Annotated in this window: 20 protein-coding genes and 1 tRNA gene; 11 read left to right on the top strand and 10 right to left on the bottom strand. The window is 69.8% G+C overall.

Going from position 1 to position 19,845, the window contains the following annotated elements; genetic code table 11:
* The 4 genes from PYR91_RS09310 to PYR91_RS09295 form a co-directional block, all read right to left on the bottom strand.
* Positions 1 to 1,017, bottom strand: coding sequence for a hypothetical protein (locus PYR91_RS09310; protein WP_279778985.1), 1,017 nt, complete (start codon positions 1,015 to 1,017; stop codon positions 1 to 3).
* 26 nt (positions 1,018 to 1,043) lie between these two features.
* Positions 1,044 to 1,577 (bottom strand): hypothetical protein, encoded by a 534-nt coding sequence (locus PYR91_RS09305; protein WP_279778983.1) that lies wholly within the window; start codon positions 1,575 to 1,577, stop codon positions 1,044 to 1,046.
* A gap of 258 nt (positions 1,578 to 1,835) precedes the next feature.
* Complete coding sequence (locus PYR91_RS09300; protein ID WP_279778981.1) at positions 1,836 to 3,428, bottom strand: serine/threonine-protein kinase; 1,593 nt, start codon at positions 3,426 to 3,428, stop codon at positions 1,836 to 1,838.
* A 538-nt stretch (positions 3,429 to 3,966) separates the two neighbouring features.
* Positions 3,967 to 4,689: a DUF4184 family protein gene (locus tag PYR91_RS09295; protein ID WP_279778978.1), complete on the bottom strand. Its 723-nt coding sequence runs from the start codon at positions 4,687 to 4,689 to the stop codon at positions 3,967 to 3,969.
* A 712-nt stretch (positions 4,690 to 5,401) separates the two neighbouring features.
* Between PYR91_RS09295 and PYR91_RS09290 the strand changes: the two genes are divergently transcribed.
* From PYR91_RS09290 to PYR91_RS09280, 3 genes are all read left to right on the top strand, one after another.
* A complete protein-coding gene (locus tag PYR91_RS09290; RefSeq protein ID WP_279778974.1) occupies positions 5,402 to 6,121 on the top strand; it encodes a DinB family protein in 720 nt (239 codons plus the stop codon).
* 132 nt (positions 6,122 to 6,253) lie between these two features.
* Entirely contained in the window at positions 6,254 to 6,778 is a 525-nt protein-coding gene (locus PYR91_RS09285) for a tyrosine-type recombinase/integrase (RefSeq protein ID WP_347942987.1), read from the top strand.
* 525 nt (positions 6,779 to 7,303) lie between these two features.
* Positions 7,304 to 7,534, top strand: coding sequence for a hypothetical protein (locus PYR91_RS09280; protein WP_279778971.1), 231 nt, complete (start codon positions 7,304 to 7,306; stop codon positions 7,532 to 7,534).
* 399 nt (positions 7,535 to 7,933) lie between these two features.
* Here PYR91_RS09280 and PYR91_RS09275 read toward each other — a convergent pair.
* The 4 genes from PYR91_RS09275 to PYR91_RS09260 all read right to left on the bottom strand — a co-directional run bounded on the left by PYR91_RS09275 (position 7,934) and on the right by PYR91_RS09260 (position 9,763).
* Positions 7,934 to 8,009 (bottom strand) — tRNA-Ala (locus tag PYR91_RS09275).
* A 15-nt stretch (positions 8,010 to 8,024) separates the two neighbouring features.
* A complete protein-coding gene (locus PYR91_RS09270; protein ID WP_279778968.1) occupies positions 8,025 to 8,783 on the bottom strand; it encodes an HAD family hydrolase in 759 nt (252 codons plus the stop codon).
* A 28-nt stretch (positions 8,784 to 8,811) separates the two neighbouring features.
* Positions 8,812 to 8,931, bottom strand: a complete 120-nt coding sequence (locus PYR91_RS09265) for a DLW-39 family protein (RefSeq protein ID WP_279778966.1) — start codon at positions 8,929 to 8,931, stop codon at positions 8,812 to 8,814.
* Positions 8,932 to 9,292: 361 nt separating this feature from the next.
* Entirely contained in the window at positions 9,293 to 9,763 is a 471-nt protein-coding gene (locus PYR91_RS09260) for a hypothetical protein (RefSeq protein WP_279778964.1), read from the bottom strand.
* 44 nt (positions 9,764 to 9,807) lie between these two features.
* On the opposite strand from PYR91_RS09260, the gene PYR91_RS09255 reads away from it, so the two are divergent.
* Together PYR91_RS09255 and PYR91_RS09250 are read left to right on the top strand one after the other, a co-directional pair.
* Positions 9,808 to 10,794 carry a WYL domain-containing protein gene (locus tag PYR91_RS09255; protein WP_279778963.1) on the top strand — a complete coding sequence of 329 codons (987 nt, stop codon included), beginning with the start codon at positions 9,808 to 9,810 and terminating at the stop codon, positions 10,792 to 10,794.
* 148 nt (positions 10,795 to 10,942) lie between these two features.
* Positions 10,943 to 11,920: an acetylxylan esterase gene (locus tag PYR91_RS09250; RefSeq protein ID WP_279778960.1), complete on the top strand. Its 978-nt coding sequence runs from the start codon at positions 10,943 to 10,945 to the stop codon at positions 11,918 to 11,920.
* Between the two features lie 10 nt (positions 11,921 to 11,930).
* On the opposite strand, the gene PYR91_RS09245 is transcribed toward PYR91_RS09250, so the two are convergent.
* Entirely contained in the window at positions 11,931 to 12,686 is a 756-nt protein-coding gene (locus PYR91_RS09245) for an IclR family transcriptional regulator (RefSeq protein ID WP_279778958.1), read from the bottom strand.
* 135 nt (positions 12,687 to 12,821) lie between these two features.
* Here PYR91_RS09245 and pobA point away from each other — a divergent pair, with 135 nt between their 5' ends.
* From pobA to PYR91_RS09220, 5 genes are all read left to right on the top strand, one after another.
* The gene (pobA, locus tag PYR91_RS09240; RefSeq protein ID WP_279778957.1) at positions 12,822 to 13,994 is read left to right on the top strand and encodes a 4-hydroxybenzoate 3-monooxygenase; all 1,173 of its coding nucleotides are present in this window, start codon (positions 12,822 to 12,824) and stop codon (positions 13,992 to 13,994) included.
* 34 nt (positions 13,995 to 14,028) lie between these two features.
* Positions 14,029 to 14,709: a protocatechuate 3,4-dioxygenase subunit beta gene (pcaH, locus tag PYR91_RS09235; protein ID WP_279778955.1), complete on the top strand. Its 681-nt coding sequence runs from the start codon at positions 14,029 to 14,031 to the stop codon at positions 14,707 to 14,709.
* Positions 14,709 to 15,209 carry a protocatechuate 3,4-dioxygenase subunit alpha gene (locus PYR91_RS09230; protein WP_279778954.1) on the top strand — a complete coding sequence of 167 codons (501 nt, stop codon included), beginning with the start codon at positions 14,709 to 14,711 and terminating at the stop codon, positions 15,207 to 15,209. The genes pcaH and PYR91_RS09230 overlap by 1 nt, the downstream gene beginning before the upstream one ends.
* Before the next feature lie 90 nt (positions 15,210 to 15,299).
* Positions 15,300 to 16,130: an MBL fold metallo-hydrolase gene (locus PYR91_RS09225; RefSeq protein WP_279778951.1), complete on the top strand. Its 831-nt coding sequence runs from the start codon at positions 15,300 to 15,302 to the stop codon at positions 16,128 to 16,130.
* A gap of 7 nt (positions 16,131 to 16,137) precedes the next feature.
* Positions 16,138 to 17,052, top strand: coding sequence for a DUF72 domain-containing protein (locus PYR91_RS09220; RefSeq protein ID WP_279778950.1), 915 nt, complete (start codon positions 16,138 to 16,140; stop codon positions 17,050 to 17,052).
* A gap of 7 nt (positions 17,053 to 17,059) precedes the next feature.
* Here PYR91_RS09220 and PYR91_RS09215 read toward each other — a convergent pair whose 3' ends face one another.
* Positions 17,060 to 17,836 (bottom strand): arylamine N-acetyltransferase, encoded by a 777-nt coding sequence (locus tag PYR91_RS09215; RefSeq protein ID WP_279778949.1) that lies wholly within the window; start codon positions 17,834 to 17,836, stop codon positions 17,060 to 17,062.
* 303 nt (positions 17,837 to 18,139) lie between these two features.
* Between PYR91_RS09215 and PYR91_RS09210 the strand changes: the two genes are divergently transcribed.
* Positions 18,140 to 19,750, top strand: coding sequence for a hypothetical protein (locus PYR91_RS09210; RefSeq protein ID WP_279778948.1), 1,611 nt, complete (start codon positions 18,140 to 18,142; stop codon positions 19,748 to 19,750).
* Positions 19,751 to 19,845 lie beyond the last annotated feature (95 nt).

Genomic DNA, 19,845 nt, shown 5'->3' with positions numbered 1-19,845 from the left:
TCACTTCGCCGAGGCGAGGTTGCCCCAGAAGCCGCGCACGTTCTCGTCGACGCCGAACAACGCGCTGAAGATCGTCGAGTCGGCGAGGATCACGTCGCCGGCCCGCTCGCCGCTGGGCGGCATCCACAGGAACATGTTGAACTCGGTGTTGCCCGCCTCGGTGAACGGGTGCGGCCGGGCCGTGTCGATCGGCTGCCTGCCCAGCACGTGGACGACGTCCGCGTCGTCGGTGGTCACGGCGTAGTGCGGCAGGTGCTGGTGGAAGTTGAGGCTGGACACTCCTTTCAGCCATCCCCTGGAGTCGAGATCCCTCGCGACAGACAGCGGGGCGATCTTGTTGCCGTCCCGCACCGCGGGCCGCAGCCCGTACCGGTTCTCCACCGGCACCGCGAGACCGGCCATCAACGATCTGGTGTACCTGCCGAAGCGTTGCCGGCGGGGCACCAGGGCGTCGCCGTGATGGCGATACTCCATGTCCCGTACGGCCATGTCGTCCGATGCCCCGACGTCGTGATGCGGCCCCAGGGCCAGGCAGGTTCCTTCCCGGGTGAGGAAGTCCCGCACGGCCTCGATCTCCCGGGGCGCGGCCTCCTGCCCGGTGATCATGTGGTCCAGCCCCCACACGAACAGGGTGTCGGTGTCCGCCAGCACCCGCTCGTCCAGCGGGGTGTGAAAGCCCGCCTGGTCGATGCGCTGGTACACGGGCACCGCGTGGCCGGTGGTCTCCTCGGCGAACCGCTGGAAGGGCAGCCAGCCCCAGAAGAACAGCTCCAGCCCGCCCGCGACGCCCTGCTGGAACCGCAGCGGATCCGACCATCGCGGATCCTCATACGCCGGCCAGGTGACGCGGCGAACCTCGGTCATCGTGGAGAACCGGTCGTCCAGCTCGGCCGTGTTCCGGCCCGCCTCGGCCGGGTAGCTCCACGCGACGTAGATGCTCATCCGCCGCCGGCCAGGTGTGTACTGGCGTGGCGTGTGGTGCTGGTTGTACGTACGCGCGGTCCTGAACTCGCTCATCTCATCCCCCGTGCACCGTGCGAGCGTCACTGCAGCTGGTCGAGCATCTCCGACAGCGCGCTCTTGATCCGCAGAGCCTTCTTGATCTCGTCGGCGGTGACGTACGGGTACTCCCCGTACTCGACGAAGCTCGGGCAGTGATGCGCACGAACGAACCGGACGAACGCCTCGGGGTTGGTCCTCCAGTCCTCGGGAAATCCCTCAAGGTTCTCGAATGCCGTACTCACCCCCGACCTGCTGAAGAGGTCGACGGCGTCTTCGGTGTACTTGTCGAAGTCGGTGTCGAAGATCCCCTGGTACATGAACCGCGTGTCGTCGTCGAACAGCACCCAGCGCAGATAGTGCAGCTTGAGCGGCGCGAGCAGATGCGGATCGGCTTCCAACGCCTCGGCCAGCGCGCGCCCGTGATCACGGATCGCCTCGCCCCGACCGGACTTGACCTTCGCGACGATCGTGAACCCATGACACGCCGGGCTCCGGGGAAACACAGGACCATACTTCCCCTGCTCCAGATGCCCCGTCTCCTTGGGAATGACTACCGCCCGAGGTGTGATCTCCATCCCAGTCCCCCTCACCTGACAGGGGGACCGAACCACCACCTACCTACCCGCAACCAAACCACGCCAGCCCCACCGAGCCAATCCACATCACAGTGTTTTCAGCCGTCGTCGGCCTGACGTTCCTTGATGGAGACCTCACGGCTGCCGCTCGGCGAGCGGACCACGTCATGCGTGACGGCGACGTGGTGAAGTCCGCTTCGACGTCTGACCAACACGGCTCGACCGGCGCCGGATAACCTGAGCGCGGCGGGCGAACCCCTAGCGATACGCCGCCAGGCCCTTCTCGACCAGCGCGGCCACCAGGTCAGCTTTGCGGTAGCCGGGGCTGCGGAGCGTGAAGTACACGATGACGTTCACGTTGTCCTGCCGGAACAGCACCTGCGTCCGATGAATTCTGATGTCCGCGATGACCTCGCCTTTCGCGTAACTGAAGGCTTCATCGCCCACGTCAGGGCCCTTCCGAAGGGTGGTCCCAGGGTTCCTTCTCGGTTCCTCCTGCATGTTCTCGCGTAGCGACGCGAATACCATGCGGGCGTTCTCCGTCGTCGGCGAGCGGATGACGTTCACATGGAAGAAAGCACCGATATCCTCTCTCTGCCACATGCACATCCCTTTGGTCATGAACCGCTGCTTCGCCGGGCCGGTGAGGAACTGCCCCGCCTGCCGGAGGTTCACCAGCTCGCAGGCTTCCGGGTCCTTGGTGTACGCAGCTTCCCGCACCTCGGTCGGGGAGGGCACGCCCGTCCCCGACTCGCTCGGCGCCGCAGTGACGCTTCTCGTGGTCCCGTCACCACTCTTCCGCGGCGCGGCCAATGCGCCCTGCCAGACATCGCGGGTCGCGAACACCGCTCCTGTGACGAGAGCCACTGTCAACGCCAGGACCGCCCCCAGAACCACCGGCTTCTTGCGGGCCGGCCTGGCAGGCTGCGCAGGTAGGGCGCCGTGGACCGGTGGAGCCGCCAGGGGCGGGTTGCCGTGCGGTGGTGGGGCCATCCGAGGCGCGCCGGCGTTCGACGGGCCGTGAGCCGTGATCGATCGCAGTTGTGCGGCGGCCTGGCCCGCGCTGTGACGTCGCGCGGGATCCTTTTCGAGCAGACCGGCCAGGACAGGTGCGAGGGGCCCGGCCAACATCATCGGATGGGGCAGGTCGAGAAGCACGGCGGCGAGCACGGCCGTCTGACGTTCTCGCGCGTACGGGGAACGGCCCTCCACCGCCGCGTAAAGCGTGGCGCCGAGCGACCACAGATCAGACTCGGGGCGGTCATCCTCCCCCTTGAGTCGCTCGGGAGCCATGAACCCAGGTGAACCGGAGACCAGCCCGGTCTGCGTGAGGGCCGCCTCGCCCGCGAGGGTGGCGATGCCGAAGTCGGTGAGCACGACGCGGCCCTCGCCCGTTATCAGGATGTTGGCCGGCTTGACGTCCCGATGCAGAATGCCCGCGGCGTGCGCGGCGGCGAGGGCGTCGAGCAGGCGAATTCCGATGTCGGCGACCTGCCGCGGGGGCAGCGGGCCGTGTTCGCGGATCATCTGGTCGAGTGACCGGCCTTGGACCAGTTCCATGATGATCCAGGGCCGGCCGTCGTCGACGACGTCGTGCACGGTGACGATCGACGGGTGCGCGCGCAGCCTGGCGGCCGCCCGTGCCTCGCGCAAGGTCCGCTCGAACAACTCGGCGCGGGTGGCATCGTCCAGGTCGGGCGGCAGCCGTACCTCCTTGACCGCGACCTCCTGCTGGAGGAGTTCGTCGACGGCTCGCCAGACGGTGCCCATTCCTCCTTTGCCGAGCGAGGAGGTGAGCCGATAGCGCCCAACGAGGACGCGGGGGGAGTGCGCGGTCACACAGGGGAACATAGTGCCCGGCCGGGCCTGTGGTCTCGCGGAGCGAACCGCTCGTGGTGGGTGCCCCGGCCCCGGCTCGGTCTGGGGGAGCGCTCGGTGTGCGACGCGGCCACTTCGACACGAAATCGCGCTTTCGGCGTCCGTGGCGACATCCTGCGGAGCGGCGACTTCCGGCGTGAGGTCAAGTGGGTGAACGCGCTGAAAGAGATGGACTCAAGGGTTCGAACTTCCCCGGCACACGGGCAACACGCTCGCCGCTGATCAGGCTCGAGTTGGCGGCCCCTTCACAGGGCATCGTCGAAGCTGGAGTGGGGTGCGGCGACGATCGGATGGTCGTTTCGTAGATGATCCAGCCCGAGTCTGAGGACCGGATCATCCTCACCGCCGACGCCGTGGGCGGTGAGGATGTCAAGGTAGCCGGCGACGCGTTCGATCAGCGGGCGGCCGACGACTTGAACCAGGGGCGGCTCCCAGATTCAGTTCATGGTCATAGCAGCGCCCGCAGCGGTTCATCGGCGCGGGAAGGTCTGTTCGGCCTAACCCGACGGTGTCAGGTCGCCGCCCGAGAGATGGCCAGGCGACGGAAGGCGGCATAGGCCAGCAGCACCAGCACGATCGCGGCGATCGTCGACGTCACCAGTGACCGCGGCACCGTCCAAGCCCAAGTGCCCTTCATCGTGACCAGTCCGGCTGCCACCAGCCCCATCGCCGCCAGCAGCCCCAGGCGCACCCCTAGGCCCGGCTGGGGCACCGGCTCGCTCAGCGGCCTGCGCCACAGCCACCAGCAGGCCCAGCCGACCGCCGCCAGAGCGATCAGCGAACCCACCAGATGCACCCCCTCGGCCTTCAGCAGCGCCGGGTCCCCGGCGTCCGCCATCCAGTGATTCAGGCCATCCCACACCAGATGGGTGGCGACCCCGACGACGGCAGCCACCGGCCACCACGCCCAGCGTGCCGCCCACGCCGGGCCGCGACGCTCCATCCGCCGGGCCAGCATCTGGGGCAGCAGAGCGCGGGCCGGGGCAGCGCACACCGTCATCACTCCCGCCAGCACCAGCGCCAGCGCCACATCGGCGACAAGCGCGTCCACCTGCACCTTGTGGGTGTATCCGGCATCCATCAGCGGCTGAAACCAGGGCCCGTCGGGGATAGTGATCCCGCTGGGGACGAAGTAGGGAAGGTCGGGGGTCATCGCCCCGGCAGCCAGCGGCGCCGCCGGCAGAATGCGGCGTAACGGCACCGCGACAACGGCATGGATCAAGGTAAACGGCATGCCACAGGATGCTAACGGCCACAATCAACTGCCGGCTTCAGCCGGTGCCGATCTCCGCGAGCTGATGGCACGACTGCCGCTTCCCCATCCGGAAGCGGCGTTTCGGCTGGTGGAGCCTAGGAGATTCGAACTCGTGACATCCTGCTTGCAAAGACGTACGCCGATCTTGTCCTACCTGCGACGACGCAGCTGACAGCACTGATCGCAGGCCCCGCGACTCTCCGCTGTTCCCCCTTGTTCCCCGCCCCATCGGGCACGCGACGGGCACGGCGGTACCCTCACTCCGATCGGTCAACCGATCAGAGTGGGGCTCTAGCTGGGGCCCACGCGCCGTCGTACGGTTCACAGCATGAGCATCCGGACACCGCCATTCGCCGCTGCGAGATGGGAGTCCTTTCTGTGGGCCTCTTCGTCGCTGCTGCGTTACTACTGGGCAACGTGGTCACGTCCCATTCCGGCTCGAATGCGGGCTTAGATGCGACAGCGCTTATCACGACGATCGCTGGCATTGTGAGCGCGGTGGGAGGTGCAGCGTCGGGAGTAGCCGCTGGTTTCGTTTGTGAGAAGTGACCGCATTTGTTCGTGAGTTCTGACCGCACACTTGAGGGCTGGAACCATGATCAATGTTCGGGAGAGCCGACCGCACCAATGGGGTGGAGGTCGCGGGGACAGGGGGGCTGGTTTGTCAGTGCTCGGCCCTACCATGCGGAGCATGAAACGATATGTCGACGAGGACCTGCACGGTGCAGAGTTCCGCGAGTGCGATCTGACCGGGGCACGCCTGATCGGCGTCGTCATGCAGGACGCCGTGATCGACGGGCTTATCACCAACCTCGTGGTGAACGGGGTCGAGGTCACCGAGTACGTCGAGGCAGAGCTCGACCGGCGTAATCCGGTGCGGCTGCTGATCCGCTCCGAGGACCCTGCCGATCTGCGCGAGGCAGCGCGTCAGCTCCATACCGGCTGGGCCGCCACGATCGAGCGAATCCGTCGTACGCCCGGCATCGAGCGCCGCAGCGTGAATGACGAGTGGTCGGCTGTGCAGACGATGCGCCACCTGGTCTTCGTCCACGACTCGTGGTTCCGCCGTTGCTGCCTGGGCTCGACGGAGCTGTTCACGCCGATGGGCATCGGGACGACCGTTGAGCCCTACCGTGGAGCGCACGGGCTTGACCTCTCGCTCGATCCGTCCCTCGACGAGATCGTGAGCGTGCGTGAGGCACAGGCCTCCGAGCTTGAGGCCTGGCTCGACGGGGTCACCGCTGGGCAGCTCGCCGGGCGAGCGCCGGTGCCCGACGACGATATCTGGCCGCCGTACGCCCGGGGCCGCTCGGTGCGGCGGTGCCTCGGCACGGTGCTCGACGAGACCTTCGAGCACCACGGCTTCTGCGTCCGCGACCTCGACCTGATCGAGGCACAGGACGCTGAGTAGGACCGGCCACGGACTCACGCGGTACTTCTCGAGTATCCGGCGGTACTTGCCTCAACAAGCCTGAGGCTCCGCAGGCACCTTTGATAACGGGCGGCCGCCCGGAGGTCGGCGAGCTCGTAGAGGTGCGCCGCCCTGGAGGCCGGCGATGCGGTCCATGAGTGCGGTCGAATCGCACGAACAACGACTTCGCCCAACCATGCCCGCGGTCACAGCCGACGAACAACCGCGGTCAGGTCACGCGAACGAAACCAAGCCAAGGCGCTCGCCAAGGCCGGACTACCGAAGATCCACTTTCACGACCTTCGACACACAGGCAACACGCTCGCCGCGAACGCAGGGGCGTCCATTCGAGAGTTGATGGACCGGATGGGGCACTCCAGCACCCGGGCGGCGATGGTCTATCAGCACGGCTCGCATGAGCGTCAGCGTGAGGTGGCGAGCAAGCTCGACGCCCTCGCTAGAGACCAGCTCACGAAGGCATCGGGCGGGCACGGGAGTCGAAACAGGCCCGTTGAAACGCGAAACCCAGGTCGGGATGTGTGCCCTGACCTGGGTTTTCTTTGGGTGGAGCCTAGGAGATTCGAACTCCTGACATCCTGCTTGCAAAGACGGCTACCGATTTTGCTCGCCCTGCGAAGACACAGCTCAGCGCGCTGATGGCGTTCCCCGTGGCTCCCCGGTGTTTCCCCTTGTTTCCCGCCCAATCGGGCACGCGACGGGCACGAGATGAGCGGATCCGTTCACCAGGCCCCTGGTCTTCCCCCTCCGCCTCGTAGCTGCCGATCCCTAGAGCGAGCGCGCCGTGTCAAAGGTCAGCGAAGCTGATGGCGAAGCGACGCCGGCAGGAGCCCTTGACTCGGTGGGCTCATCCAGGAGAATCGACCAGCGAGGAGGCTGGATCACGGTCCAGCGGTCATCCGCCCGTACCATCCTCTGACCCTGCTGAACTTCAGGTCAGAGGCGGTGTTCCGTTGTTCGTGAATCCCAATGACTCCCCTTTGGCCGCTCTCCTGGGGATCAAACGGCGACGGCCACCGCGAGATCATTTGGAGTTTGTGAAGACAACAAAAGATCATGCGATGGCGGCGGGAACTTCGATGTCAGGTGTTACGTTGTGGAGGAAGGTGGTTGCGCATCCGCCGTGGTGGGCCCGCCAGTCCGCCCACGTCCTGGAGAGATGCGATGACGAGCAACAACATGCCCTCGGGCGCCGAAGGTCTCGGGATCTCGGGAAATCTCGGGGTCTGGCTCGCATTTGGCTCTCTCTTCGGCGCCGTCTTCGGCACCACGGTCGGGATTTTCTTGGACAACATCGCTCTCGGTGCCGCCCTGGGTTTGGCTCTGGGTTTGGCCCTGGGTTTGGCCGTCGGCTCCGTCTTCATCGCGCGAAGGAATGACGCCGGCGAATCCTGAGCGCCGCGCCCGAGTATGTGCTACGGGGTCGTAGGCGCCACCGAGGAGTCCAGGAAGCAACGCGACGGCGCTGGGGATGGTGGCCGCGTCAGGCGTTGGTTAGATCCAGCATCCCGACCGTCTGCCCCTCGCTCCTCTCACCGGTGAGCTGAAATTCACAAACACCGATGATCACGTGGTGGGCGTTTCACGTCACCTCGACCGCGAAGTGTCACTGGAGTACATCTCACGCCTGGTCGGTTACGCGAACACCAGACGGCCTACCGCTTCCAGCTCTCATCTGTCCTGCTGCAAGGGGCGAAAGCCATGGACGACATCTTCCCCATGAGCGGGGATACGCAGGCACCCAGTTAGACACCCACCCCCACTAAGCGATCATAAGTGGGGGTGTGTTTATGCTGGTGGAGCCTAGGAGATTCGAACTCCTGACATCCTGCTTGCAAAGCAGGCGCTCTGCCAACTGAGCTAAGGCCCCTTCTCGGGGGACAGCTTACCGGGAAGGCGTGGGTGTGGGGGTGTCGGTGGGGTGGGTGTCCAGGAGGAGGGCGGGGAGGTCGGCTATGGAGTCGATGATCTGGGTGGCGCCGCCTCTCAGGAGGCGTTCGCGGCTGTGGACGCCGGTGAGGACGCCGGCGACTATGGAGGCGCCCGCTCGGGAGCCGCAGAGCATGTCGCTCTCGGAGTCGCCGGCCACGGCCACCTGGCGGACGTCGTCGATGCCTAAGCGGAGGACGGCGGTGAGCACCATGTCGGGCCAGGGGCGGCCGCGGCCGCCGGCGTCCTCGGGGGAGAGGGCCAGGTCGACCTTGTCGACCCAGCCGACGGCGCTGAGCACGCGGCCGAGAGTCGGCCTGCTGAAGCCGGTGATCAGGCAGATCTTCACCCCGGCGCCCCGGAGCTTCTCCAGGGCCTCGACGGTTCCCGGCATGGGGTACAGGCCGGCCCTGTCGACGGCGCCCTCGTAGGAGCGCTCGAAGGTGAGGTTGGCCGCCTGGGCCTGCGCCTCGTTGCCGGGGAAGATGCCGCGGAAGACCTCGATCTTCGGACGACCCCGGGACCGGTGTACGTGGACCATGGCCCGCGCGTACGCGCCGGTCCCGGGGACGATGCCCTGCGTGGCGATCGCCTCGGCGAACGCGCGCTCCACCATGGCGATGTCACCGATCGTGGTGCCGGCCAGATCGAGGCAGGCCAGCTTGATGGGCGAGGTGGCGGTCGTGCCGTCACCCCGTCCCTGAGCCGGATTCATCGACGCACCCGCATCGGCGGCCCGGTGGTCAGTTCTCGCTGCCGGTCGCCTCAGTCCACAGGTCGAGCTCGGCGCGGTCAGCCTGCACCTTGCGCCAGACCAGCAGCCCCCCGAGGGCGACGATCGCGAGAACGAGCAGCTTCTTCACGGTGTAACCCCACTTCTCAACGGCCCCGTCAGCGGACGACGGGACAACGCCGGGTTCCTTACAGATGAATGCAGCCTAGCAAGGGATCGGGCCCCGGCTTCGGGCCGCGCGCGAAGCGGTTGTCCACAATCTTCCGATACGGAACCTCCTTCAGGACATCCATTACCGCCTCTGGAGCACCAGGAACGAAGGGGTCAAGGAGGTGTCCGAGCGGCCTCGGACGCGAGTCAGGATGACTGTGCTCGGGAGGTTCCATCCTTGACTGGCGTCTATGGTGCGCCGCCTCTCGAACGGGCGGGAAGTGGACGCCGTCCACAGGTTTTCCACAGGTTGTCCACAGCGAAGCGGGGGCGCCGGAATGTCAGCGGCCGATCATGCCCTCCTTCGGCAGGTCGGCCAGGTACGCGTCGAGGTCGGGCTCGTCGGGGTCGAGCAGGTGCCGCACCCAGGCGGCGCGCTCGTGTTCCAGCGGGGGAAGCTCCCAGACGCAGCCGATCCACGGCTTGGCCAGCTGCTTGAAGTGGGTGACGTCGGTGTCGTCGCAGCCGAGGAACGGGGAGCCCGCGGCGGCCGTGTGACACTCCAGGACGTTGTCCCACACCCAGCTGTAGGCGTTGAGGTAGACGGCGTCCACGCCGCGGTGCAGGACGGTGAACGCCGCCGGCGGCGTGCCGTCCGGCTCGGGTATCAGGCTCGGCAGGAAGGCGTAGGCCGCCCGCTGGACGGCGTCCTCGATCTCGGCGTCGACGGTGGTGACGTGGTAGCGCTTGACCCGCCGCCCGGCGACGTGCGTCACGCCGGGTACACGCAGGTACTTCTCGGTGAAAGCCACCACCCGACCGTACGGGGGCCGCACTGCCATCTACTGTCAGCGATATGCGTGCGAGCCGCCTCCTGTCCATCCTTCTCCTCCTGCAGACCCGGGGGCGGCTGACCGCGCGGGAGCTGGCGGGCACGCTGGAGGTGTCGGTGCGCACCATCTACCGCGACATGGAGTCCCTGCACGCGGCGGGCGTCCCGCTGTACGGCGACGCGGGGCCGTCCGGCGGCTACCGCCTGGTGGACGGCTACCGCACCCGGCTGACCGGGCTGACCGGGCAGGAGGCCGAGGCGCTGTTCCTCACGGGCATGCCCGGCCCGGCCGCCGAGTTGGGCCTGGGGGCCGCGGTGGCGGCGGCGCAGCTCAAGGTGCGGGCGGCGCTTCCGGAGGAGCTGCGTGATCGGGCGTCGCGGGTCCAGGAGCGCTTCCACCTCGACCCGCACGGCTGGTACTACGACGGCGACCGCCCCGTCCACCTCACCGCGATCGCCGAGGCGGTGTGGAACCAGCGCCGCGTCCTGATGAGCTACCGGAGCTGGAAGGAGTCCCCCGAGGCGGCGCGGACGCTGGAGCCGTACGCCGTCGTGATCAAGGGCGGCAAGTGGTACCTGGTGGCACGCGGCGGCGAGCGGGTCCGCACGTACCGCGTCCAGCACATCACCGGGCTCACGGTGCTGGAGGAGACGTTCGAACGGCCACACGACTTCGACGTGGCCGTCTACTGGCGCGAGTTCCTGGCCGGCTTCCACGAGCGCCTGTTCCAGGGGGAGGCCACCCTACGGCTCTCCCCGGCCGGCCGCGCCCGCGTGAGAGAGGTGCTGAGCTCGGCGGTGGCCGGCGCCGTCGACCGGACCGCCGGCGCGCCGGACGCGGACGGCTGGGTGACCGCGGTGGTGCCCATCGAGTCGCTCACCCACGCCCACACGGAGTTCATGAAGCTGGGCGCGCTGGTCGAGGTACTGGAGCCGCCCGAGCTGCGCGGGCGCATGGAGGCGACGGCGCGGGATCTCGCCGGGCTCTACCTGGCCCCGGCGCCGCGCTAGGCGGGCGGGCTCACGGGCGGCGCCACGGGGGGCGCCGTCGACTCCCCCGCAGCGGCCCGTTGCCGGACGTCCACCGTCGGGTACGAACCGGCGTGAGCCTGTGGGGATCCCGCCGATACCATGCGTCCCCGATACGTCTGGAGTGGTGATGGCCTTTTTCGACATGTCCCTGGAAAGCCTCCGCGAGTATCGTCCCGAGCGCGACGAGCCCGCCGACTTCGACGCCTTCTGGGCCAAGACGCTGGACGAGGCGTCCTCGCACGACCTCGCGCCCGACTTCGCCCCGTACGACGCTCCGCTGAGCGCCGTGCGGGTGTACGACACCACCTTCGCCGGGTGGGGCGGCCATCCGATCAGGGCGTGGATGCTGGTGCCCGCGGACGCTACGAACGTGCCGTGTGTGGTGCAGTACATCGGCTACGGCGGCGGGCGCGGCCTGCCGATCGACCACACGGTGTGGGCGGCGGCCGGCTTCGCGGTGCTCGTGGTGGACACCCGCGGCCAGGGCGCGACCGCCCCCACCAGCCCGGGCTCCACCGGCGACCCGTACGGCGGCGACAACGCCGAGGCGCCGGGGATGATGACCCGCGGTATAGCCAGCCCCGAGCAGTACTACTACCGGCGGGTCTTCACCGACGCGGTGCGCGCCGTCGACGTGGCCGCCTCCCACCCCGCGGTGGACGCCGAGAGGATCGCGGTCGCCGGGATCAGCCAGGGCGGCGGCATCGCCCAGGCGGTCGCCGCCCTGCAGCCGAAGGTGCGGGCGGCACTGATCGACGTGCCGTTCCTGACGCACTTCCGGCGCGCCGTCGAGATCACCGACCGCGAGCCGTACCAGGAGCTCGTCCGGTTCCTCGCCACCCAGCACGACAGCGCGGAGCAGGTGTTCCGCACGCTGTCGTACTTCGACGGCCTCAACTTCGCCGCGCGGGCCCGCGTCCCCGCCCTGTACTCGGTGGCGCTGATGGACTGGGTGTGCCCGCCCTCCACGGTGTTCGCCGCCCACAACCACTGGGCCGGCGAGAAGGAGATCACCGTGTGGCCGTGGAACGGCCACGAGGGCGGCACGTCCCGCCAGCGTGAGGCCCAGCTCCGCCACCTGCGGCGGCTGTTCTCGGTCACCTGACGGTCTCGCGTCAGCCCCGTTCGCCGTAGGCGCGGGCGATCTGCCGCGCGCCGTCGAGCAGGGGCTCGACGAGCCGCGGCAGCTCCCGCGCCCGCCGGGACGACAGGACGACGCCGACGGCCGCCACCGGGCGGCCGTCCACCATGATGGGCGCCGCGGCCGAGCACGAGCCCAGCGTCATCTCCTCGTAGGTGAGCGCGTACCCCCGCGCCCGCACGGACGCCAGCTCGCGCGCCAGCCGCCCGGGCTCGGTGACGGTGTGCGGGGTCGGCCGCTCCAGCTTCCGCGCCAGGTAGGAGCCGATGAACCACTCGGTCTCGTAGGCGAGCAGCGCCTTGCCGACGCCCGTGGGGTGCATGGGCAGCCGGGTGCCGGTGCGGGACAGGATGGGCACGGCGCGCCGCCCGTACACCTTGTCCACATAGAGCACCTCCAGCCCGTCGCGGACGGCCAGGTGGACGTTCTCCCCCGTGGCGCCGAACAGCTCCTGCAGCCACGGGTGCGCGACCTCGCGCAGCCGGCCGGAGCCGAGCTGCCCCAGCTCCCACAGGCGCAGGCCGACGTGGTAGCGACCGTCGTCGCCGCGGCTCAGCGCCTGCCAGCCCTCCAGCTCGCGCACCAGCCGGTGCGCGGTGGTCAGGGCGAGCCCGCTGCGCCGCGCGATGTCGGTGAGCGTGAGCTCCTGGTGGCCGGTGTCGAACGCGCCGAGGACCGCGAGGACGCGGGACGTCACCGAACGTCCGGGCTCGCCGGATCCGCCGGACATCCGGACCTCCTGGGGGGCGCGAGGCGGGCCGCGGCACGGTGACCCGGGCCGCCTATCCGGGATTCTGGCAGTTCCCTTCCGCTGAGCGGAAGGCAAGGCTCGTTCGGCACCGGCCGCGCACACGATGCTCGTGCCATGCGCACTCAGGTCGCGATCATCGGCGCCGGGCCCGCCGGGCTGCTGCTGTCCCACCTGCTGCACCTGCGCGGCATCGAGTCGGTGGTGCTGGAGCTGCGCAGCCGCGCCCACGCCGAGGCCCGGGTGCGGGCCGGGGTGCTGGAACAGGGCACGGTCGACACGCTGGTCGAGGCGGGCGTGGGCGACAGGCTGCTGCGCGAGGGGCTCCTTCACCACGGCATCGAGCTGCGGTTCGGCGGGGCCGGGCACCGCGTGGCGTTCGAGAAGCTCGTCCCGGGCCGCGCGATCACGGTGTACGGCCAGCAGGAGGTCGTCAAGGACCTGATCGCCGCACGCCTCAAGGACGGGGCGGACATCCGGTTCGAGGTGGACGACGTCATGCCGCATGCGGCCGACACCGACCGGCCTTACGTCACCTTCGGCGGGCAGCGGCTCGACTGCGACGTCATCGCCGGCTGCGACGGCTTCCACGGGGTGTCCCGGCAGACGATCCCGCCGGGGGTGCTGACCGCCTACGAGCGGGAGTACCCGTTCGCCTGGCTCGGCGTGCTCGCCCGGGTGCCGCCGTCCACCGAGGAGCTGATCTACGCACGCACGGACCGCGGCTTCGCCCTGCACAGCATGCGCTCCCCCGAGATCAGCCGCTTCTACCTGCAGGTCCCCCCGGACGAGGACGTCGCCGCGTGGCCCGACACGCGCGTCTGGGCGGAGCTGAAGACGCGGCTGGAGACCGTCCCGGGCTTCGAGCTGTCCACCGGGGAGATCGTCGACAAGAGCGTGACGCCGATGCGCAGCTACGTCGCCGAGCCCATGCGGTACGGCCGCCTCTTCCTCGCCGGGGACGCCGCGCACATCGTGCCGCCGACCGGCGCCAAGGGCCTCAACCTGGCCGTCGCCGACGTCCGGCTGCTGACCCGCGCGCTCGCCCACTGGTACGAGACCGGCTCGGCCGACCTGCTGGACGGCTACTCCGACGCGTGCCTGAAACGGGTGTGGCGGGCGCAGCACTTCTCGTGGTGGATGACGACGCTGCTGCACACCTTCGACTCCGACGACGCCTACGGGCACCGCCTGCAGCTCTCCCACCTGGACTACGTGACCTCGTCGGAGGCGGCGGCGGCGACGCTGGCCGAGAACTACGTGGGCCTTCCCTACGGGGCGGCCGAGTGACCCCCCGCCCCCCGACCGCCGCCGGAGGCACGCCATGACTCCCCCGCCCGACGTCCACCCTCCGTACCTCAGCCCCGCCTACGGCAGCACCGTGCTGCGGGCGCCGTCGCTGCCGCCGGTCACGGCCAAGCAGGACCCCGAGGCGGTCGAGCTGACCAGCCCGGTGTTCGGCCACCACGAGGTCGACCCCCTGGAGGCCGACCTGACGAGGCGGCACGACGGCGAGCCGATCGGCGAGCGCATCGTCGTCACCGGCCGGGTGCTCGACTCCGGCGGGCGCCCCGTGCGCGGCACGCTGGTGGAGTTGTGGCAGGCCAACGCGGCCGGCCGCTACCACCACGACGTGGACCGGCACCCGGCGCCGCTGGACCCGAACTTCTCGGGCGCGGGGCGGTGCCTGACCGACGACGACGGCCGCTACCGGTTCACGACGATCAAGCCGGGGGCCTATCCCTGGCGCAACCACCAGAACGCGTGGCGTCCGGCGCACATCCACTTCTCGGTGTTCGGGACGGCGTTCACGCAGCGCCTGGTCACCCAGATGTACTTCCCCGGGGACCCGTTGTTCCCGTTCGACCCGATCTTCCAGTCCGTCCCCGACCCCGCTGCGCGCGAACGGCTGGTCGCCCGGTTCGACCTGGACGTGACCGAGCCCGAATGGGCCCTCGGCTACCAGTTCGACGTCGTACTCGGCAGCACCCCCCTGGAGTCCTGATGCCGCCCTCGCAGACCCCCTCCCAGACGGTCGGGCCGTTCTTCGGCCGCGCCCTGCCGTACGACGGGGGCCACGAACTGGTGGGCGAGGACGACCCGGCGGCCGTCCAGATCACCGGGAGGGTGCTGGACGGCGCGGGGGAGCCGGTGCCGGACGCGCTGCTGGAGATCTGGACGGGCGTGAACGGCACCCGCGGCACCCTGCGGCGGACCGGCACGGGCGCGTCCGGGTTCGGGCGGTGCGCCACCGCGCCCGATGGTTCGTACCGGTTCCGTACGGCGCGTCCCAGCGGGCCGTACCTCGCTCTGCTGGTCTTCGCGCGGGGCCTGCTGCGGCCGGTGCTCACGCGGGTCTACCTCGCGGACGGCCCCGACCCCCTGCTCGACACCCTGGAGCCGGCGCGCCGGGCCACGCTGGTCGCCCGCCCGGACGGGCCGGACGCCTACCGGTTCGACGTGCGGCTGCAGGGGGAGGGGGAGACGGTCTTCCTCGCCCCGTGAGGGGGTCCGGCGTCGCCGTCGCCCCGGCCCCCGGGGGCGTTCTGCCTGGTGGTTAACCTGAAGTGGCAGGACGAACGGAGAGGGACCGCGATGTCCGACTCACCAGAAGCCAGCGTGTACTTCGTCGGGAACGCCACCACGATCATCCGCAGCCACGGTTTCACCCTGCTGACCGACCCCAACTTCCTGCACCGCGGCCAGCGGGCGTACCTGGGGTGGGGGATCAGCACGCGAAGGCGCACCGACCCCGCCATGGACGTGTACCGGCTGCCGCCGCTGGACGCGGTGGTGCTGTCGCACATGCACGGCGACCACTGGGACCGCGTGGCGCGCCGGGGGCTCGACCGCAAGCTGCCGATCTTCACCACGCCGCACGCCGCGCGGCGGCTGAGAAGGCAGGGGTTCCACAACGCCGTCGGCCTGGAGACCTGGCAGGAGCGGGTGCTGCGCCGGGGCGACCACAGCCTCGTGATCACCGCGCTGCCGGGACGGCACGGACCGGGCGCCGTCGACCGGATGCTGCCGCCGGTGATGGGCGCCATGCTGGGGTTCGGCGACGCCGGCGCGGCCCCCGACCTGCGCATGCACATCAGCGGCGACACCCTCCTGGACGAGCGCCTGGAGGCGATCCCCGAGCGCTTCCCCGACATCGACGTGGGCCTCGTCCACCTGGGCGGCACCAAGATCCTCGGCCAGGTCATGGTCACCATGGACGGCATGCAGGGCGCGCACTGGGTCGAGATGATCGACCCGGACCTCGTCCTGCCGGTGCACTACGACGACTACGAGGCGTTCACCTCGGGCCTGGACGACTTCCGGCACCACGTCAACCGCCTCGGCCTGGCCGGGAAGGTGCACTACATCGCGCGGGGGGAGACCTACCACATCACACCCCGGCGGGCCGGCCGCCGCACCCCCTGAGGGCGGCATGGGGGAGATCCTCGTCGGCACGGCCTCGTGGACCGACAAGACGCTGCTGGGGTCCGGCTGGTACCCGCCGGACGCCACGACGCCGGAGCTGCGCCTGCGCCACTACGCCGGGCGCTTCCCGGTCGTGGAGGTGGACGCCACCTACTACGCCCTGCCCGCCGAGCACACCGCGCGGCTGTGGGCGGACAGGACCCCGGAGGGTTTCGTCTTCGACGTCAAGGCGTTCTCGCTGCTCACCACGCACCCCACCCGCCCGGCGGCCCTGCCCCGGGACCTGCGGGAGCGCGCCGGGCGGGACGGGAGGAACCTGTACGCGCACGAGCTGGACGCCGCCGTCGTCGACCAGGTGTGGGAGCGGTTCGTGTCCGCGCTGCTGCCGCTGCGCGAGGCCGGCAAGCTCGGCGCGGTGCTGTTCCAGTTCCCCCGCTGGTTCCCCGCCGGCAGGCGGAACAGGCACTACATCCTGGAGTGCAAGAGGCGCTGCGACCCGCTGCCGATCTCCGTCGAGTTCCGGAACCGGACGTGGATGACCGAGGAGAACCGGGCCGGGACGCTGGACTTCCTGCGCTCCTACGCCATCCCGTACGTGTGCGTGGACATGCCGCAGGGGCATCCCTGCTCGATACCGCCGGTGGCGGCGGCCACCGCCGGCCTGGGGATCGTCCGGTTCCACGGCCGCAGCGAGAAGTGGACGAGCCATGACATCTACCAGCGGTTCGGCTACCGGTACTCCGCCGAGGAGCTGCGCGAGTGGGTGCCGCGGCTGTGCGAGCTGGCCGGGGAGACGTCGAGCACGCACGCGCTGATGAACAACTGCTACCGCGACTACGCCCAGACCGGCGCCGCGCAGCTCGCGAGCCTGCTGGCGGCCGTGCCGGCCTGCCCGGTGCGGCCGCCCGCGCCCGCGGAGTGAGCCCTCCTCACGTGCGCGCGGCGACGGCGGGCACGCGGTCGAGGACGATGCCGAAGTACCGCCGGTAGGCCTCCAGCAGGTCGCGGTCGCCCTCGACGACCCGCTCGCGCCGCTCGCCGTCGACCGTGTGGATCAGCCTGGTGCCGCTCAGGGTGACCCGGCCCGACTCGGTGGGCAGCGAGCAGGTGAGGGACCTGCTGAAATGCGACTCCGGCGAGGTCTGCTGCCACCAGCAGGTCGGCCGGAAGTCGCGCAGCTGGTACGGCCGGGTGTCGAGGCGGTACTCGGGCCGGTCGTCGAGGAAGACGTCGACCTCGCCGTGGTCGCCGTGGCGGATGAGCCGGAACACGCCGTTGGGGTCGCGCTGCTCGCCGACGGCGTCCAGGCGCAGCGGACGCTCGCTGAACATGCCGAACCCGACGTCGGCCAGCAGCGGCCCGTCGAGGTCGACGCGTAGCGCCAGGTGGTCGAACGGGACGCCCACCCGGTCTTCGTTGAAGACCCTGGCCGACAGCAGCGTCACCCGGTAGCCGAGCGCCGTCAGCAGCGCGCCGAAGGCGCCGTTGAGCTCGTAGCAGAAGCCGCCCCGCCGCCGGTCGACGATCTTCTCGACCAGCGCGGCCTCCTCCAGCACGATCGGCTCCCCGAGGTGGATGCTGAGGTTCTCGAACGGCACCGCGTACAGGTGGGCACGCTGCAGCTCACACAGCCCCTCGAAGTCGGCGGCCTCCGGCCGCGCGGCCCCGATGCGCGCCAGGTAGGCGTCCACACGCGCCTCGTCCATCGGCCCTCCCCCGCCTCGGCGACCTCTCCTCAAGTCATACCGCCGGTGACCGGGGCCGCGGGTCACAATCCCGGAACGGCCATGCGTGACGAACGACATCCCGGCCGGCGTGGTGGCCGTCGGTGCGGGCGTTCGCGTGAAACTTTCATTTTCTGTTGAGTCGTGCCTGGATGCGTTTCATGTGGCAGGACGCCGTTCCGTTGTATGCATCGACTCGGCGGTCGACCGGCTCTCTTGCCCTCACCTTTTGCCGGACGTACAAGTGCGGGGAAGTTGGACAGCGCTTCCTCACCGGAGGTTCCCGTGCGAAGAGACAAGGAGCGCGGCACCGGCTCGATGCTCGCCGTGCTGGTGACGACCGTGATGACCGCCCTGATCGGGCTGACGGCACTGGTCGCGGTGCCCGGCGCGTCGGCCGCGACGCTGTTCGGCGACGACTTCGAGGACGGCGACAGCGCGGGCTGGTCGAGGTCCGGAGGTAGCTGGTCGGTGGTCTCCGACGGCTCGCGGGTGCTCCGGCAGACCGGCACCAGCTCGGACGCCCGCGCGGTGGCCGGCGCGGGATGGTCGGACCAGGCGGTGCAGGCGCGGGTCAAGCCGATCGCGTTCAACGGCGGCGGCCGGTACGCGGCGGTGCTCGCCCGCGCGCAGAGCACCAGCGCGTACTACTTCCTCGGGCTCGGCAACTCCGGCTCGGTCATCCTCGGCAAGCGGACCGGCGGCTCCCCGGTCACCCTCGCCTCGGCCCCCGCGACGGTGACCCCCGGCACGTGGTACACGCTGAGGCTGGAGGCGTTCGGCACGACGCTGCGCGGCTTCGTGAACAACGTGCAGGTCGTCTCGGCGACCGACACGTCCTACGCCTCCGGCCGCGCCGGGCTGGCGGGCTACTACGCCAGCGCCTCGTTCGACGACGTGCTGGTGACGGACGTCGGCGGGCCCAGCGAGCCGCCGGTCACCCCGACCGTGTCGCCGCCCCCGCCGGGCCGGTGCACCACCTCCGGGGCGCCCGTCGGCTTCGCCTCGGTCAACGCCTGGGGTCAGAACGGCACCACCGGCGGCGCCGGCGGTCCCACCGTCGAGGTCGACACGGCCGCCGAGCTGATCTCCGCGATCGGGCAGGCCGGACCGCTGAACATCTGCGTGCGCGGCACGATCACCGTCCCGGCCGGGATGTACGACGTATCCTCCGACAAGTCGATCGTGGGCATCGGCTCTGACGCCGGCATCAGCGGCGGCGGGCTCAACATCGGCCTCCCGCCGGACGACGCGATCACCTCGCCGCCGGCGAACGCCGTGCACAACGTGATCATCCGAAACCTGTCGTTCCGTGACGCGAGCGACGACTCGATCAACGTGCAGATGTTCTCCCACCACGTGTGGATCGACCACAACGACCTGGCGAGCGGCTACGACGGGCTGATCGACATCAAGCGCGGCTCGTCCTACGTCACCGTGTCGTGGAACCACCTGCACAACCACACCAAGAACATGCTGCTCGGCCACGACGACGGCGCGGGCGCGCAGGACATCGGCCGGCTGAAGGTGAGCTACCACCACAACTGGTTCAACCAGACGCCGCAGCGCAACCCCCGCGTGCGGTTCGGCGAGCCGGTGCACGTGTTCAACAACTACTACTACTACAACACCGACGTCGGGGTGGCCTGCCAGGCCAACGCCGGCTGCGTGGTCGAGGGCAACTACTTCGACCGCGTCGAGGAGCCGGTCACCGACTCCTACGCCGGCCCCACCGGCAGGTGCGTCGCGCGCGCCAACGTCTTCGTCAACGAGTCGGGCCGGCCCGACTGCGGCGGCACCGTGCAGGAGCCGAGCATCTACTACAGCTACACCCTGGACGACCCGAACACCGTGCGGACGATCGTCACCACCGGGGCAGGCGTCGGCAGGATCTGACCGTACGCCCACGTGCCCGGCGGGTGCCCTCCCTCGCCCGCCGGGCACACGCTCCCCGGCGCCCGTCGCGCCCGGTGGGCGATCCACCAGGGCAC

It is taken from the genome of Sphaerisporangium sp. TRM90804 (assembly GCF_029846175.1).
Lineage (GTDB): Bacteria > Actinomycetota > Actinomycetes > Streptosporangiales > Streptosporangiaceae > Sphaerisporangium.
Note: the sequence above shows the minus strand (reverse complement) of the source record. Positions and strands in the feature narration are given on the sequence as shown.